This window comes from Nonomuraea angiospora (genome assembly GCF_014873145.1).
GTDB classification, from domain to species: domain Bacteria; phylum Actinomycetota; class Actinomycetes; order Streptosporangiales; family Streptosporangiaceae; genus Nonomuraea; species Nonomuraea angiospora.
Genome location: NZ_JADBEK010000001.1, coordinates 8,281,508 through 8,297,164, shown reverse-complemented (window position 1 = coordinate 8,297,164; position 15,657 = coordinate 8,281,508). Strand labels below are relative to the sequence as shown.

The following is a 15,657-nucleotide window of genomic DNA, read 5'->3' as shown; positions in this document are numbered from 1 at the left end:
AGTGGCCATGTATGAAACCTTTAAGGGTTATCAACATTAGGAGGAAGCGTGTCAGTCACCCAGATCGACATTGATGACAACGCCCTCAAAGAGGCCATGCGCATGATGGGGACGACGACGAAGAAGGACACCGTCAACCTCGCCCTCCGGGAGTATGTCGCACGGGTAAAGCGGATCGAGGCGCTGGAGAGGCTCGCCGCCCGCGCCCAGCGTGGCGAGTTCGACGAGGCCGCGGCCGCTCACCAGGCGGCGAAGGCGGCCTGGAAACAGGCCATCACCTGATGTATCTCATCGACACCTCGGCGCTGTGGTACATCCTGCGAAACGCAGACGTGCTCGAGAAGTGGGGCGACCGCATCACCACGCAGCCGCTGCGGATCTGCGAGCCGACCAGAACGGAGTTTCTCTACTCGGCCACCGGCCCTGCCCACAGGGACGAACTGGAGGAGGACCTCAACTCCCTCTGCGAGCTCGCGCCCGTCCCGAAATCCGCCTGGCGGTGGGTGGAGAACGCGCAGTACAAGCTGACACAGCACGGCCAACACCGCTCGGCGGGAGTAGTCGATCTGCTTTTGTGCGCCACCGCCGTGCACCACGGGCTCACGGTGCTGCACGTCGACGATGACTTCGCCACGGTGGCGAAGGTCATGGCGGAAGTGGACCAGCGCGACATCCGCCGGTTCTGATCTCAGTCGGCCAGCCACTCCAGGATGCGCAGCGGGTCCGGCAGCGGCTGGCCGTTCGGGGGCCGGAGCCAGGAGACGGGCTGCCCCGTGGGGAGGGTCGACGGGGGCGCGAGGACGTAGCTGTCGCGGCAGTGCCACCTCAGCCCCGGCGTGTCGTCGATCGTGGCGGGGTCGCAGTCGAGCTGGCACGACCACCACTCGTCCTCGTCCTCCGGGTTGCCCCGCGTGGCCACGTAAAACAAGACCCGGTCGCCGTTGGCGGCGACCGGGCCCGGGTGTGCTCCGGCGTTGTCGATCCTGGTGAGGGCCGACAGGCCGAGGGCGAGCGGTACGTCGAAGACGTCGAACACGCGTCCGGTGGGCAGGATCACGTTGGCCTCGGGCTCGGCCTGCCACCAGCGCGTCAGCAGCGCCGTGTCCGTCGTGGCCTGCAGATTCCAGGCGGGCGAGAGCGGATGGGCACCCGGGTCGGGACAGCCGAGGCGGTCGCAGGAGCAGGCGCGCGGCCCGTGACGCAGCGGATAGGCGCCCGGCACGACGGGCCAGCCCATGGCGGCGTATTCGAGCACGGTGCCGATGCGCGTCGGCCGCGACCGTTTTCTGGTACGCCGAGCCAGTGGTACCCCCACCATTGGTGTCTCCCGTCGAGTCCCCAGTGCCTGAAGAGGTCCCGGCTCCGGGCAGTCATACGCGCCACGCGGGACACACCAGCACTTGTTATCGCACTCTAACGCACAGGCCTCAGGAGTTGACGGGAAACCCCCTCGTTAGAGCCTCCGTGCCACTTCCGTCGCCCAGTACGTGAGGATCTGGTCGGCCCCGGCGCGCTTGATCGCGACCAGCGATTCCGTGATCATGCGGTCCCGGTCCACCCAGCCGTTGGCGGCGGCCGCCTCGATCATGGCGTACTCGCCGCTCACCTGGTACGCCGCCACCGGGACGTCCACCTCGTCACGCACGCGGGTGATGACGTCGAGGTAGGCCAGCGCCGGCTTGACCATGACGGCGTCGGCGCCCTCGGCCAGGTCGAGCCGGACCTCGCGCAGCGCCTCCTCCACCAGCCCGGCGGGGTCCTGCTGGTGGGTGCTGCGGTCACCGAACTGCGGCGCGCACTCGGCGGCCTCGCGGAACGGCCCGAAGAAGGCGGACGCGTACTTCACCGAATAGGCCAAGATCGGGACGTTTCCATAGCCGGCCCCGTCCAGGGCCGAGCGGATCGCTCCCACCTGGCCGTCCATCATCCCGCTCGGCGCCACCATCTGCGCCCCCGCGGCGGCCTGGGCCACCGCGATCGAGGCGTAGCGCTCCAGCGTGGCGTCGTTGTCCACGTCGCCGGACGGGGTGAGGATCCCGCAGTGCCCGTGGTCGGTGAACTCGTCGAGGCAGGTGTCGGCCATGACCACGACCGCGTCGCCGACCTCGGCGTTCACCTCACGCAACGCCACCTGCAGGATCCCGTCGGGATCGTCGGCGGCCGAGCCCCGCGCGTCCTTCACCGCGGGGATCCCGAACAGGATGATCCCGCCGACGCCCGCCTCCGCCGCCTCGTGCGCGGCCTTGCGCAGCGAGTCGCGGGTGTGCTGGAAGACGCCCGGCATCGAGGCCACGGGGTGCGGCTCGGCGATGCCCTCCTTGACGAACGCGGGCAGGATCAGGTCAGCGGCGTGCAACCTGGTGCCCGCCACCATCCGACGCAGGGCGGGGCTGCGACGCAGCCGCCGCGGCCGGGCCACAGGGTACTGCGCGGTCATACGCCACTCCTCAATCGCGAGAACGCGAAGACTAGGAATTCACCTGGCTCTTCTCCTGGCGCCCCGGCGGTTCTGCGACGGCCGGCGCGGGGTGTCGCCCGCCGCCAGCGCCGCCTGGCGCTGCTTGGCCCCGTATTCGGCCACCGCGGCGGCCAGGGCGGAGGCCGACGGCTTGTCGGCCATCACGTCCACCCGGAGCCCGAACTCCTCGGCCGTCTTGGCCGTCTGCGGCCCGATGACCGCGATCACCGTGACGTTGTGCGGCTTGCCCGCGATGCCCACCAGGTTGCGCACGGTGGAGGAGGACGTGAAGAGCACGGCGTCGAAGCCGCCGCCCTTGATCGCCTCGCGGATGGGCGCGGGCGGCGGCGCGGCCCGCACGGTGCGGTACGCGGTGACGTCGTCGCACTCCCAGCCCAGCTCGGTGAGCCCGGCCACCAGCGTGTCGGTGGAGATGTCGGCCCGCGGCAGCAGCACCCGGTTGATCGGGTCGAGCATCGAGTCGTACGGCGGCCACTCGGCCACCAGCCCCTCGGAGGACTGCTCCCCCGACGGCAGCAGGTCGGGCTTGACCCCGAACTCGACCAGGGCCAGCGCGGTCGCGTCGCCCACGGCCGCCACCTTGAGCCCGGCGAAGGCCCGCGCGTCGAGGCCGTATTCCTCGAACTTCTCGCGCACCGCCTTGACCGCGTTGGCGCTGGTGAAGGCCACCCACTCGTAGCGGCCCGTGACGAGCCCCTTGATGGCGCGGTCCATCTGCTGCGGCGTGCGGGGCGGCTCGACAGAGATGGTCGGCACCTCCTCGGGCACCGCGCCGTAGGCGACGAGCTGCTCGGACAGGCTGCGCGACTGCTCCTTGGTGCGGGGCACCAGCACCCGCCAGCCGAACAGCGGCTTGGTCTCGAACCACGACAGCTTGTCACGCAGGCCCACGGCCTCGCCGACCACGATGAGCGCCGGCTCGGTGAACCCGGCGTGCTTGAGGTCGGGCTGGAGCCGGCCGAGCGAGGACACGACGGTGTACTGCTCGGTGGTGGTGCCGGCGCTGCTGACCGCGACGGGCGTGGTGTCGGGCTTGCCGCCCGCGATGAGCGCCTTGCCGATGGCCACCGCGTCGCCGATGCCGTTGTAGATCACCAGAGTGCCGGGGCAGGCGGCGTGCGAGGCCCAGTCCTGCTCCTGCGCGGCGTCCACGATCCGGAACTCGGGGACGGAGCTCGCGGCCGGGATGCCCGCGTAGGTGAGCACGGCGGTCGCGGGCGGCACGCCGGGAACGATCTCGAAGTCCACCTCCGCCGCGGCGCAGGCCGCGACCTCCTCGGTGATCGAGGAGAACAGCATCGGGTCGCCCTCGCACAGGCGCACGACGAGCTGCCCGTGTTTGGCCCGCTTGACCAGGTCGTCCTCCACGACCTCGACGCCTTCGCGGCAGTGGCGCAGCAGCGGGCGGTGTGCTTCGTCGTCGCCGAGCACCACGGCGTCGGCCTTGGCTAGCAACTCGGCGGCGCGGAGCGTGAGCAGGTTGGGATCGCCGGGTCCCGCGCCCACGAAGGCGACGAATCCGGAGGTTGGACTATCGGAGCTCAATGGGAATGCTCCCCCATCAATCTGTCGGCTCCTTCGGCGATCATCTCGGCCGCCAGGAGGCGGCCCAGGTTCGCGGCCTCCGAAGGAGATCCGGCGGCGGACTTGCGGACCGCCTCGCGGCCGTCGATGGAGACGACCACGGCGGTCAGGTTCAGAGTGTGCCCGTCATCGGCCGCGAAAGCACCCACCGGTGCGGCGCAACCAGCCTCGAGAGCCGCCAGCACGGCTCGCTCGGCGGCCACCGCGGAGCGCGTGCGCGGGTCGTCGAGAACACTCAGGAACTCGATGAGGTCGGTCCTGTCGGACCTGCACTCCACGGCCAGCGCGCCCTGACCGGGAGCCGGCAGCAACTCCTCCACCTCGAAGATCTGTGCGATTTCGGCGTCGCGGCCGATCCTGGTCAGGCCGGCCGAGGCCAGCACGACCGCGTCGAGCTCACCTGAGGTTACCTTGCCGATACGCGTGTCGGCGTTGCCGCGGATCGGGACGTACTCCAGGTCGGGCCGGAGGGCGCTCAGCATGGCGATCCGGCGCGGCGATCCGGTGCCGACCCGGGCGCCGGGCGCGAGGTCGGCGAACTTGTGCGGGCCGACCAGGGCGTCGCGGTGGTCGTGCCGGGCCGGGATCGCCGCCAGCGTGAAGCGCGGGTCCTGCTTGGTCGGCAGGTCCTTCAGCGAGTGGACGGCGAAGTCGACCTCGTCCTCCATGAGCTTGTCGCGCAGCGCGCTGACGAACACTCCCGTGCCGCCGAGCTGCGCGAGGTGCGCCTTGGTGACGTCGCCGAACGTCGTGACGCCCACCAGTTCGACCGCGCGCCCGGTGAGGCGCGTGTAGTCGTCGGCCACCATCTGGGACTGCGTGGTGGCCATCAGGCTCCGGCGCGTCCCCAGCCGCAGAGCTCCCGACATCACAGCTCCACCTCCCTCACGGCCTCGGGCATCTTCGGATCGAGATTGAACAGCTCACGCAGCGCTTCCGCGTAATGATCGCCGCCTGGGCAGGTGGCGAGTTGCTTGACACGCACGGTGGGCTCGTGGAGCAGCTTGTCGACGACCCGCTGCACGGTCATGGCGACCTCGTCGCGCGCCTTCTCGTCGAGGTCGGGCACCCGCATGAGCAGGCGGCCGAGCTCCGACTCGACCACGCTCGCCGCCTTGCTGCGCAGCGCCACCACGGTCGGGGTGACCCTGGCGGCCCGCTCCGCGTCGAGGTAGGCGCGCAGCTCCTCGGCCACGAGCGCGCGGACGGACTCGACGGCGTCGCCGCCGCGGGAGCCGATCCCGGACTCCTGGATGGTCTCCAGATCCACCAGCGTGACGCCGGGCACGGCCCGCACGCCCGGGTCGATGTCGTGCGGCAGGGCCAGGTCCAGCAGGAACGCGGGCCGGCTCAGCATGCCGGGGGTGATGACGTGCCGCCCGGCGCCCGTGCAGGTGATGACGATGTCGGCCTCGGCCAGCTCGTCGGCCACGGCGGCGAAGCCCACCGCCCGGCCGCCGACGGACTCGGCCAGCCGCGCGCCGCGCTCGTACGTACGGTTGGCCACGACGATGTCGGTGACCCCGGCGCGCGCCAGCGTGACGGCGGCCAGCGAGCTCATGGAGCCGGCCCCGACCACCAGCGCCCGCCGCCCGGCCAGGTCGCCCGCCAGCGCCAGGCCGGCGGAGACGAGGGAGGCGCCCGCCTTGTCGATGCCGGTCTCGTGGTGCGCCCGCTTGCCGACCCGCAGCGCCTGCTGGACCAGCTCGTTGAGGGTGGCGCCGACGGTGCCGTGGCGCTGACCCAGCTTGAGCGCCTGGCGGACCTGGCCGAGGATCTGGCCTTCGCCCACGACCATGGAGTCGAGCCCGCACACCATGGAGAACAGGTGCTCGACGGCCCGCTCCTCGTAGTGCACGTAGAGGTGCGGGGTCAGCTCCTCGACCGGGACCCCCGAGTGGACGCCGAGCAGGCCGGTGACGGCGGTGACGGCGGCGTGGAAGCGGTCGACCGTGACGTAGACCTCGACCCTGTTGCAGGTCGAGACCACCATGGCCTCCGCGACGCAGGGATCCTGCTGCACGTCGTACAGGAGTTTGGCGAGCGCGTCGCCCGTGACCGAGACGCGCTCCAAAAGCGCCACCGGAGCGGTCCGGTGGCTGAGTCCGATAGCCAGAACACTCATTGACTGTCCACCGCCATGAGTGGCCCCCCAGCCTTGCGTTGCTCGTGGAACGCGAGAATCTGCAGTTCGATAGATAGGTCGACCTTACGGACATCGACGCTGTCCGGGACGGAAAGCACAACTGGGGCGAAGTTCAGGATGCTGGTCACACCCACGGAAATCACACGATCGCACACTTCCTGCGCCGCTGCCGCCGGTGTCGCCAGTACCACGATCGAGACTCCACGCCGTTTGATGACGGCTTCCAGTTCGTCGATGTGCTCAACATTCAACCCCGCGATGGTGTCGCCCACGACTTCGGGGTCGGCGTCCACGAGCGCCGCGACCCGGAAGCCCCTGGAGACGAAACCGCCGTAGTTGGCCAGCGCGCGGCCGAGGTTACCGACTCCGACGATCGCGACCGCCCAGTCTTGCGTCAGGCCGAGCTCGCGGGAGATCTGGTAGACGAGGTACTCGACGTCATAGCCTACGCCGCGCGTGCCGTACGAGCCGAGGTGTGACAGATCCTTGCGGAGCTTGGCCGAGTTGACGCCGGCGGCGACGGCCAGGTCCTCGGAGCTGACGGTCGCGATGCCCCGCTCGGCCATCCCGTGCAGCGCCCGGAGGTACAACGGAAGCCTGGCGACCGTCGCCTCGGGAATGCCGCGGTCACGGGGCTGGGACGGGCTCTTCACGTGCCGGAGCTCCAGGGGACGGGCGGTGTGGGGACCGCGTGAACGGAATCGAACCGTCTTTCAGGTTAATCCCTTTGTGAACCGATGCACAAAGTCGCGACGGTAGCGTGTGCCTATGCATCGCATCACGTTGCTCGGGAAGCCCGGCTGTCACCTGTGTGAGGACGCGCGAGAGATCATCGCCAAGGTGGCGGGCGAGCTCGGGGTGCCGTGGGAGGAGATCAGCATCGAGTCCTCCGAGGAGCTTCAGGAGAAGTACTGGGAGATGATCCCGGTCACGCTGATCGACGGCGTGCAGCACGACTTCTGGCGGGTCGACGAGACCCGGCTGCGGGCGGCCCTCAGTACATAGCCGTCGGGAGCGGCACCACCTTCGCGGCGTTGACGTTGAGCTCGATGACGTTGGTGGCCAGCACCATCGCCTGCCGCTCGTTGAGGAACCTCTCGACGTGGGGCTGGCGCTGGTGGTCGCGGTAGGCGACCTCGTCGCGGTAGAGCTCGTAGACGATGCGCTGCAGGGGGGCCGACTTGACCGCGTGGCAGGCGTACACGAGCGTGTCGGGCTCGCCGCGGCGCACGGCCTCGACGGTCGCCTCGGCCAGCCGGTCGAACGCCTCCCCGGCCCCGTCCATGATCGTGAAGACGGTGAGCAGACCGTAGATGGTCGGTGAGAGCTTGCCGGAGCCGGGCTGCTGTTGCTGCTGCTGTTGTTGCTGTGGGGCGGGCGAGAACAGCTCGGCGCCCGGGTAGACCGCGCCGGTCCCCGGCATCGCGAAGTCGGGGCGCTGGGGCGGCGCGGCGGGCGGCGCGCCGTTCATGATGTAGCCGGTCGAGGGCCCCGAGTCGGGCGGCGGCGCCATCCGCGCGGCGTAGTCGACCCCCTGGTCGCCCGCCCGGTATTCGGCCACCAGATCGCCCAGGCCCGACGACCTGCGCGGGGGGGAGGGCGGAAGCCCGGGACCGCCGGGAACGGGCTCAGGCACGCCCCTGGGACCCGGCGGGGGCGGCATGGGCGCCTCGTCGCGGAACATGGGGCGCTCGTCGTGGTGCTGCGCGCGCTCCTCGCGGCGCTGAGAGCGCTCGTCCCGGCGCGAAGGGCGCTCGTCGCGGTCGGAGTCGAAGTCGTCCTCGTCGTCGTCCTCGTACGGCGCCAGGGGCCGCAGCACGGTGTACCAGACGGCCGCGGCGGCGACGGCGAGCAGCGCCGTGGTGAACAGCGCCGGCACCGTGAACCTCATCGCGCCCACGAGCGCCATCCCCGAGGGGACGATGACCGCCGCCGCGTGCAGGTTGTCGGTGTCGTACTCGTCGCCCTGGCGCCACTTGAGGCCCGCCACCACGAGCATGCCGAGCATGATCAGGACGTCGACGACGTGTACGCCGAGCAGCAGCTTGTCGGGGATGATCGCCCAGAAGTTGGCGGCCGGCGGCAGCGACTTGCCCAGGTCCTCGCTCTTGAGCGGGTCGAAGACGAGGATGGCCACCGACACGATCGTCAGGGCGATGCCGCCCAGCCATGCGAGGAACCTCGGCGGCACCTTCTCCGCCAGCAGCTGGACCATGCCGACGGCCAGCCAGAGCGGCGCCAGCAGCGATCCGGTGATCTGGTAGATCCGGAACGTGACCGAGCCGAACCCGAAGACGTAGCCGATGCCGATCACGGCCAGTGACAGGCAAAGAGACACGACTGCAACGGTCCAGGCGATCAACCACCCCTCGGGCTCGTCGCGAAGTCGTTGAATCAGGGCGCCCACCGCGATCGCGGCCAGGAGCGCACCGGCGAAGGCTATGACGGCAACGAGGATCTCCATGATGACTCCAATGCTGCCGGACGAACCTCCCAGACCGGTAGCCGAAGAGGGAACGGGTCGGGAGACACGGTATCTGCCGATTACGCCTAGTCATGCCAGCAAGCTGTGGATTGTGGAATTTCCGGTTGATTTCTAGAGTGTTCGAGCACGCCGCACCCCTTACCCCTAGGGATACCGGATGCCTGACTCGTCACCGTTCGCCGGGCTGCTTGCGCCAGCGGTCGCTGTGCCTGCCCGGACGGGCGAGCCCGCCGTGCGCGAAGAAGTGCCCGACGACATCCGCACGCTGGTGCTGCATGCCAAAAGTGGCTGCACCGATTCCTTTGGCACGCTCTACGACCGGTATGTGGATCTCGTCTATCGCTACATCTACTTCCGGGTGGGATCGCACCAATTAGCCGAGGACCTCACCAGCGAAACCTTCCTGCGCGCGCTGCGCAGGATCGGCGATTTCACGTGGCAGGGACGCGACTTCGGCGCGTGGCTCGTGACCATCGCCAGAAATCTGGTCACCGACCACTTCAAGTCCGGTCGCTACCGGCTGGAGATCCCGACGGGCGAGATCGTCGACGTGCCTCTCGACGGCTCGCACATCCCTGAGAACGCCGTGGTCAACGCCATCATCAACGACAGGGTGCTGCGTGCCGTACGAGATCTCAATCCCGAGCAGCAGGAGTGTGTGGTCCTGCGCTTCTTGCACGGCCTCTCGCTCGCGGAAACCGCGCTGATCATGGGGAAGAAGAGTGGAGCGATCAAAGCGCTGCAGTTCCGCGCCGTCCGGGCGCTGGCCAGGGCACTTAAGCACGACCTGGCGTAACTTCCCCCATCCGCACCTCGTTAGTCAGATGTCACTGCCGGATCAGTCAGGGAGCTGTCATGGGTAGGGCGCGCAGGGAGCGGGAGCTCGTGCTCGAGCATCTCGCGGAGCTGCGCACCCTGCCGCTCGGGGGCATGCCCGAGCCCGCCTTCCGCGAGCGGCTGCGCGCGGAGCTCCTGTCCGGCGCGCTCCTGGACACGCCCGAGCCGCAGGCGCCCGCCCGCCGCCGTCCGGCGCGCCGGCGGCCGCTGCTGTCGCAGCTGGCCACGCTGGGGCTGGCGGCGGTCATGATGATCTCCTCCTTCGCCACGTACCAGTCGGTGCCGGGAGACTCCCTCTACCCGCTCAAGCGCGCCGCGGAGAGCACCCTCGTACGCCTCAGCAGCGACGACGCCGAACGCGGCGAGCGCGAGCTCGCCTCGGCCAAGACCCGGGCCCAGGAGGTCGCCACCCTGCTCGGCTCGGCCGAGGGCGGCCCGCTGGTCGGCAGGACGCTGAAGGACATGGAGGAGTCGACGCGCTCGGGCATCAGCAGGCTGGAGCGGGCGGAGCCGCGCTCCCCTAAGATCAAGACCTTCGCCCGCGACCAGAAGAAGGTGGTCGGGCCGATACTCAAGCAGCTCGACGACTCACAACTTGCCCAGGCGGAGGGATACCTTGACTACATCGAGGGTCTGGTCGCGCCTGACTAGGAAAGTAAGCTGAGCGCCATGTGGCGGCTAATTCGACGAGGACACGAGGTGGCGCCCGAGGTCGCCGGCGAGGCCGCGGCGCAGGCGGCGGCCACCGTCGCCCCGGTCGAGCCGGACCTGCAGGCGGCGGCGTTCTTCGACGTCGACAACACGATGATGCGCGGGGCCTCGATCTACCACTTCGCCAGGGGGCTGGCGACGCGGGGCATGTTCACGACGTCCGACCTGATGAAGTTCGCAGTCGGGCAGGCCGTGTTCAGGCTGCGCGGCAACGAGAACCCCGAGCACATCGCGGTCGCCAGGGAGACGGCGCTGGCGTTCGTGGCGGGGGCCAAGGTCGACGACGTCGTACACCTCGGCGAGGAGATCTACGACGAGGTCATGGCCGACCGCATCTGGGGCGGCACCCGTTCCCTCGCCCAGAGCCACCTGGACGCGGGCCAGCGCGTCTGGCTCGTCACCGCCACCCCCGTGGAGCTGGCCCGCGTCATCGCGCAGCGGCTCGGCCTGACCGGCGCCCTCGGCACGGTCGCGGAGACCCGCGACGGGATCTACACGGGGCGCCTGGTGGGCGACCTCCTGCACGGCCCCGCCAAGGCGGAGGCGGTGCGGGCCCTGGCCCGCCGCGAGGGGCTCGACCTGACCCGCTGCACGGCCTACAGCGACTCGGCCAACGACCTGCCCATGCTGTCGCTGGTGGGCTCGGCGGTGGCCATCAACCCGGACAGCGAGCTGCGCGAGCACGCCAGGAAGCACGACTGGCCCATCAAGGACTTCCGCACCGGCCGCAAGGCGACCCTGACGGCCCTGCCCATCGCGGCCGGCGTGGGCGCCATAGCCGGCGGCATCGCCGCCGGCATCGCGCTCCGCCGCCACTATCGCAACTCGATCTAGTTCTTTTACGGCGGAGCACGGGCGGCTCCACCCGCCGCACGGGGTCGGCCCCTGTCCAGGGGGACGCTTACGAGGTGTGCGGGGCCGGGCGCCGTTACGGCGAGTCGTTACCCTCCGAGGCGCTTGAAGAGCTTGGCCGCGTCCGGTTGTTTCCACTGCAGGCGGTTCTTGTCCTCCGGATGCGGCTCCCATGGGACCGTCGTGAAGTCCAGCTTGGTGCCCGACAACTCGGTGGCCAGCTCGTACATCGACTCCAGGTTCAGATCGGTCTTGACCGACCTGCGCACCTCCTCCAGGAACGGCTTGAGCCGCTCGGGTGAGGACAACCCCGACCGGGCCTTCTTCAACATCGCCAGCACGAGGGTCTGCTGCCGCTGCATCCGCTGGACGTCCGACCCGTCGCCGTAGCGCCGCAGCCGCACGTAGCCCAGCGCCTTCTCCCCGTTCAGCAGGTGCTTGCCGGCCGGCAGCCTGAGCTTGGACGCCTTGTCGTCCACGGGCCTGGGCAGCGAGACCTCGACGCCCCCCAGCGCGTCCACCATGCCCTTGAAGCCCGCGAAGTCCACCTCCACCGAGTGCTGGATCCGCAGCCCGGTCAGAGATTCCAGAGTGCGCTTGAGACAGCCGGCCCCGCCGGTGTCGTACGCGGAGTTGATCTGGCCGAACCTCGCGGGCGACGAGCCGCAGCGCGGGATCTGGACCATCGAGTCGCGCGGGACGCTGACGACGGTGGCGCGGCCGCGGTCGGCCGGGACGTTGACGATCATGATGGTGTCGGAGCGCTTGCCGCCGCCGCCGTCCTGCCTGGCCAACTGGGGGCCGTACTTGGCGTTGCCGTCGCCCTGGCGGGTATCGGAGCCGATCACCAGCACGTTCCGCGTGCCGCTCATGTCCACGGCCTGCGAACCGGCGGGCGGCGCGGCCGTGTGGCGGCCGCTGACGAGCACGGCGGGCACGGCGACGGCGCCGGCCGTGGCCACCGCGACGAGCCCCGCCGTCCACCAGCCGGCCCACCGGCGGCGGGGACGCGCGCGCAGCAGGCGCTCGCGCTGGCGGACGAGCGTCGCGGGCGGCTCGTGCCCGATCCTCTCCCCGAGGTCCCGGAGCAGCTTCAGGTCGTCCATCGTCACTCCTCCTCCATGGGGTTGGTGTCGCCGAGCGCGGCCCGCACCTTCCGCCTGCCCCTGTTGAGGCGGGAGCGCACGGTCCCGATGGGGATGCCGAGCGCCCGCCCGACCTCCTCGTACGTGAGATCGCCCCAGGCGATGAGCAGCAGCACGTCCCGATCTTTGGCGGGCAGCGCCGCGAGGGCCCCGGCCAGTTCGGCGCGGACGGCCTGGGCGGTGACCCCGGCGGCCACCCGGTCCGCGGGCGACTCCACGTGGGAGTCGACAGGGGCGCGCAGGAGGGCCCGGTAGCGGGCCGCCTCCTTGCGGTGGTGGCGGGAGATGAGCTTGGTGAGGATGCCGAAGAGCCACGGCCGGGCGTCCGGGTACGCCAGGTCGTAGCTCTTCCTGCGGGAGAAGGCGACCAGGAACGTCTCACCGACGAGGTCCTCAGCCGGCTCGGGGCCGAGGCGTTTGGAGACGTACCGGTAGAGCATCGCGGAGTAGCGGTCGAAGAGCTCGGCGAACGCCTCAGGTTCGGTCCACGAGGCGCTCACGAGCTCCGCATCCGCTCCCCTGGTGGCGGGTTGAGTGATCATCTCCGCCCTTCTGTGGGGGATCGGTCACGGATGTCTCGCCACAACCCGCCTGAAGGGTTCACGGCGGGCCGCGTTCAGCGGTCCGCCGCAAGCAGCGATCTCGCGCTCACACTTCTTTGAGCTGACCGCCGTCGATCACGAACTCGGCGCCGGTGGTGCTGCCGGAGCGCGGCGACGCGAGCAGGGCGACCGCGTCGGCGATCTCCTGCGGGTGGATGAGCCGCCCCGTGACCATCTTCATCGAGGCCGGCGCGACCTCGTTGATCACGCTCTCCTTGTCGGAGCCCGCCATCCCCGCGAAGACCTCGGCCGCGCCGCCCTCCTTGGTCCACCAGTCCGTCAGCACCGCGCCGGGCATCACCGTGTTGACCCTGACGCCCTGGGGCCCGTACTCCTCCGAGAGGGACTTGGTGAGCTGGTTGATGGCCGCCTTGGCGGCGCCGTAGTCGACGTTCACGGGGCCGGCCTGCCTGCTCATGGTGGAGGACACGTTGACGATCGAGCCTGCGCCCCGCTCCTGCATGACGGGCAGGGCCGCCCGGATCATGCGTACGACCGCGAACAGGTTGAACTCGAACATGGCCGCCCAGTCCTCGTCGGAGGGCGTCAGGAACCCGGCACGCGGCAGCGTCGCCCCGGGCGGCGGGCCGCCGGCGTTGTTGACCAGGATGTCCACCCCGCCGAACTCCTCCACGGCCCGCGCCACGACCCGCGCGGGCGCCTCGGGGTCCATCAGGTCGACGGGCACGTGCACGACCTTGTCGGGCCACTCGTCCGCACGGGTCCGCGAGGCCGCCACGACGTGGGCGCCCTCCTCGGCCAGGGTGGTGGCCACGGCCAGTCCGATGCCCTTGGACGCGCCGGTGACGACGGCGACGCGGCCGGAAAGCTGAAGATCCATGGGATTCCTCACGATGTTCGGTGACTTTGTCGTCCGTCGAACACCGGAGGCGCCCCGTGGGTTGCACAGCAGGTTTCACACGAAGGGCGGAAAGGCGTGTCCCCGGCGCAGCCGCAGCTCGTTGAGCAGCTGCTGGATGACCTCGCGTACGTGGTCGGTGAGGTTGAAGACCAGCATCGGGTCGTCGGCCGCGGACGGCTCGTACTCGTCGGTGCGGATCGGCTCGCCGAACTCGATCATCCACTTGGACGGCAGCGGCACCAGCCCGAGCGGCCCGAGCAGCGGGAAGAACGGCGTGATCGGCAGGTAGGGCAGCCCGAGCATCCTGGCCAGGAACTTCAGGTCGCCGACCTTGGGATAGATCTCCTCGGCCCCGACGATCGCGGTGGGCACGATCGGCACCCCCGCGCGGATGGCCGAGGCCACGAAGCCGCCGCGGCCGAACCGCTGCAGCCGGTAGCGGTCGCCGAACGACTTGCCGACGCCCTTGAAGCCCTCGGGGAACACCCCGACCAGCTCGCCCTTGCGCAGCAGCCGGTCGGCGTCCTCGGGGCAGGCCAGCGTGTGGCCGGTCTTGCGGGCCAGGTGGCTGAGCACCGGGAGCTGGTAGACCAGGTCGGCGCCGAGCAGCCGCAGCGGCCGGCGCGCCTCGTCGTGCAGGGCCACCTGCAGCATCAGCGCGTCGAGCGGCAGCGTGCCCGAGTGGTTGGCGACGACCAGCGCCCCGCCCTCGTCGGGGATGTTCTTCAGCTCGACCGTCTCCACCCTGAACCAGTCGGTGTAGAGCGGCCTGATCAGCTCCAGGACCACCTTGTCGGTCAGCTCGGCGTCGTAGCCGAACTCGTCGACCTCGTAGTCGCCCTCGACGCGCCTGCGCAGGAAGGCCAGCAGCCTGGCCACCCGATCGGGCTCCTCGAACGACGGCGCCGCGCTGATCGGGATCACCACGGCGTCCTCATGCTCCTGGGGAACGCTCAACTCAGCACACCTCCGAGCGGGTGCAGGCCGTGCGAGCGCAAGAAGTCGTCGAACGCCGCCCCGGTCGTGAACTTGGGCTTCCATCCGAGCGCCGCCTCCAGCGCGGAGGTGTCGACCGCGCGGCCATGGCACATCAGCCTGACCTGCTCGGGCGAGTATTCGACCAGCCCGATCCTGCGTACGGCGTTGCCCAGCACCTTGAACGCGGGCGAGGGCAGCGGCATCGAGGGCCGGCCCGCCCGCCTGGCGCACTGCGACAGCAGCAGCACGCCTGCCCCGGCCACGTTGAACGTGCCGGGGTGGTCTTCCGTCGCCATCCGGCGCAACACCTCGACCGCGTCGTCCTCGTGGATGAACTGCAGTCGCGGGTCGAAGCCGAACACGGTCGGCAGCACCGGCTGGGTGAAGTAACGGGTCAGCGGCGAGTCGACGCCGGGACCCATGAAGTTGGCGAAGCGCAGCATCGACACCGTCACGTCGGGACGTCGCCGGGCGAAGCCCCGGACGTAGCCCTCGACCTCGACCGCGTCCTTGGCGTAGCCGTGGGTGGGGCCGTCGTGGGGCTCCAGGTCCTCGGTGAACACCGCGGGATCCCGCGGCGACGAGCCGTAGACGGCGGTGGTGGAGCGGACCACCACGCGCCGCACGGTCGCCGACCGCTGGCAGGCACCGAGCAGTTGCATGGTGCCGATCACGTTGTGCTCTTTCATGGCGGCCCTGCCACCGCTCCTCGAGGGAGCGCTGACCAGGCTCATGTGCACAACGGTGTCGATGTCGGCAGCCGCGATCACCTGAGCGATGTCAGGGCTGCGCAAATCCACCCGGACGAACTCAGTCCGGCCGAGAGAGATGCCGCCGTCCCGCGTGAGCCGGGGGGGCGGCACGGTGTCAACTCCAATGACGCGGCTGATGTCCGGGTCGGACGAAAGTAGGCTCGCCACCCGGGCGCCGATATGGCGCGAGACCCCGGTGACCAGCACGGTGTGGGTCATCAGCG

At 70.1% G+C, this 15,657-nt stretch carries 18 protein-coding genes; 6 read left to right on the top strand and 12 right to left on the bottom strand.

The genetic code is table 11. From position 1 onward, the window contains the following. The first annotated feature begins 48 nt into the window (after positions 1-48). Both H4W80_RS38020 and H4W80_RS38015 read left to right on the top strand, forming a co-directional pair. A complete protein-coding gene (locus tag H4W80_RS38020; RefSeq protein ID WP_185069970.1) occupies positions 49-282 on the top strand; it encodes a type II toxin-antitoxin system VapB family antitoxin in 234 nt (77 codons plus the stop codon). Continuing rightward, positions 282-686 (top strand): PIN domain nuclease, encoded by a 405-nt coding sequence (locus tag H4W80_RS38015; protein ID WP_192789473.1) that lies wholly within the window; start codon positions 282-284, stop codon positions 684-686. The genes H4W80_RS38020 and H4W80_RS38015 overlap by 1 nt, the downstream gene beginning before the upstream one ends. Positions 687-688: 2 nt before the next feature. Here the strand turns inward: H4W80_RS38015 and H4W80_RS38010 are convergent, their stop codons facing one another. The 6 genes from H4W80_RS38010 to H4W80_RS37985 form a co-directional block, all read right to left on the bottom strand. Then, a complete protein-coding gene (locus H4W80_RS38010) occupies positions 689-1,318 on the bottom strand; it encodes a bifunctional DNA primase/polymerase (protein WP_192789472.1) in 630 nt (209 codons plus the stop codon). Between the two features lie 135 nt (positions 1,319-1,453). Next, positions 1,454-2,437 (bottom strand): porphobilinogen synthase, encoded by a 984-nt coding sequence (gene hemB, locus H4W80_RS38005; protein WP_192789471.1) that lies wholly within the window; start codon positions 2,435-2,437, stop codon positions 1,454-1,456. Between the two features lie 39 nt (positions 2,438-2,476). Next, on the bottom strand, positions 2,477-3,985 hold the full coding sequence (locus H4W80_RS38000) for a bifunctional uroporphyrinogen-III C-methyltransferase/uroporphyrinogen-III synthase (RefSeq protein ID WP_192793985.1): 1,509 nt from the start codon (positions 3,983-3,985) through the stop codon (positions 2,477-2,479). Between the two features lie 35 nt (positions 3,986-4,020). Then, positions 4,021-4,932, bottom strand: coding sequence for a hydroxymethylbilane synthase (gene hemC, locus H4W80_RS37995; RefSeq protein WP_192789470.1), 912 nt, complete (start codon positions 4,930-4,932; stop codon positions 4,021-4,023). Next, positions 4,932-6,188, bottom strand: coding sequence for a glutamyl-tRNA reductase (locus H4W80_RS37990; protein ID WP_192789469.1), 1,257 nt, complete (start codon positions 6,186-6,188; stop codon positions 4,932-4,934). Before H4W80_RS37990 ends, hemC begins: the two co-directional genes overlap by 1 nt. After that, the gene (locus tag H4W80_RS37985; protein ID WP_192789468.1) at positions 6,185-6,862 is read right to left on the bottom strand and encodes a redox-sensing transcriptional repressor Rex; all 678 of its coding nucleotides are present in this window, start codon (positions 6,860-6,862) and stop codon (positions 6,185-6,187) included. The genes H4W80_RS37990 and H4W80_RS37985 overlap by 4 nt, the downstream gene beginning before the upstream one ends. 115 nt (positions 6,863-6,977) lie before the next feature. Between H4W80_RS37985 and H4W80_RS37980 the strand changes: the two genes are divergently transcribed. Further along, positions 6,978-7,214, top strand: a complete 237-nt coding sequence (locus H4W80_RS37980) for a glutaredoxin family protein (RefSeq protein WP_192789467.1) — start codon at positions 6,978-6,980, stop codon at positions 7,212-7,214. Here H4W80_RS37980 and H4W80_RS37975 read toward each other — a convergent pair. Further along, entirely contained in the window at positions 7,204-8,673 is a 1,470-nt protein-coding gene (locus H4W80_RS37975) for a putative quinol monooxygenase (protein ID WP_192789466.1), read from the bottom strand. The two genes, H4W80_RS37980 and H4W80_RS37975, sit on opposite strands and share 11 nt — an antisense overlap. Positions 8,674-8,851: 178 nt before the next feature. Here H4W80_RS37975 and H4W80_RS37970 point away from each other — a divergent pair, with 178 nt between their 5' ends. From H4W80_RS37970 to H4W80_RS37960, 3 genes are read left to right on the top strand one after another with little or no spacing between them, the layout of a single operon-like run. After that, on the top strand, positions 8,852-9,490 hold the full coding sequence (locus H4W80_RS37970) for a sigma-70 family RNA polymerase sigma factor (protein ID WP_192789465.1): 639 nt from the start codon (positions 8,852-8,854) through the stop codon (positions 9,488-9,490). A 59-nt stretch (positions 9,491-9,549) separates the two neighbouring features. Then, on the top strand, positions 9,550-10,182 hold the full coding sequence (locus H4W80_RS37965; RefSeq protein WP_192789464.1) for a DUF5667 domain-containing protein: 633 nt from the start codon (positions 9,550-9,552) through the stop codon (positions 10,180-10,182). An 18-nt stretch (positions 10,183-10,200) separates the two neighbouring features. Continuing rightward, a complete protein-coding gene (locus H4W80_RS37960; RefSeq protein ID WP_192789463.1) occupies positions 10,201-11,076 on the top strand; it encodes an HAD family hydrolase in 876 nt (291 codons plus the stop codon). 107 nt (positions 11,077-11,183) lie between these two features. Here the strand turns inward: H4W80_RS37960 and H4W80_RS37955 are convergent, their stop codons facing one another. From H4W80_RS37955 to H4W80_RS37935, 5 genes are all read right to left on the bottom strand, one after another. Next, positions 11,184-12,200 (bottom strand): LCP family protein, encoded by a 1,017-nt coding sequence (locus H4W80_RS37955; RefSeq protein WP_192789462.1) that lies wholly within the window; start codon positions 12,198-12,200, stop codon positions 11,184-11,186. A gap of 2 nt (positions 12,201-12,202) precedes the next feature. Further along, on the bottom strand, positions 12,203-12,781 hold the full coding sequence (locus H4W80_RS37950; RefSeq protein WP_192789461.1) for an RNA polymerase sigma factor: 579 nt from the start codon (positions 12,779-12,781) through the stop codon (positions 12,203-12,205). Between the two features lie 106 nt (positions 12,782-12,887). Further along, the gene (locus H4W80_RS37945; RefSeq protein WP_192789460.1) at positions 12,888-13,682 is read right to left on the bottom strand and encodes an SDR family NAD(P)-dependent oxidoreductase; all 795 of its coding nucleotides are present in this window, start codon (positions 13,680-13,682) and stop codon (positions 12,888-12,890) included. A 75-nt stretch (positions 13,683-13,757) separates the two neighbouring features. Beyond that, positions 13,758-14,660, bottom strand: a complete 903-nt coding sequence (locus H4W80_RS37940) for a lysophospholipid acyltransferase family protein (RefSeq protein WP_378526199.1) — start codon at positions 14,658-14,660, stop codon at positions 13,758-13,760. After that, positions 14,657-15,652, bottom strand: a complete 996-nt coding sequence (locus H4W80_RS37935; protein WP_192789458.1) for an NAD-dependent epimerase/dehydratase family protein — start codon at positions 15,650-15,652, stop codon at positions 14,657-14,659. The genes H4W80_RS37940 and H4W80_RS37935 overlap by 4 nt, the downstream gene beginning before the upstream one ends. Positions 15,653-15,657 lie beyond the last annotated feature (5 nt).